The 202-nt window shown below is 50.0% G+C and carries 1 pseudogene; it reads right to left on the reverse strand.

What is annotated here, in order from left to right:
- A pseudogene (locus tag BRO54_RS19095) lies at window positions 1-202 on the reverse strand (sulfurtransferase TusA family protein); the annotation flags it as partial.

The raw sequence follows: 202 nt of genomic DNA on the forward strand, positions 1-202 counted from the left end.
TATCCCCTGTGTGCCTTGCGGATATAATGTTTCAAAATCCCATTTTCTTCAATTGTTCCTAAATATTGATGCCCTGTGCTTTCCGCCCATGCTTTGATATCGGCTTTGGACCCCTTATCCGTCGCCTGCACTTCCAACACTTGGCCCGGCTCCAATTCGTTGATTCGCCTTTTTCGTGCGGACGATCGGCATCGGGCAGGAC

Source organism: Geobacillus proteiniphilus, from assembly GCF_001908025.1.
Lineage (GTDB): Bacteria > Bacillota > Bacilli > Bacillales > Anoxybacillaceae > Geobacillus > Geobacillus proteiniphilus.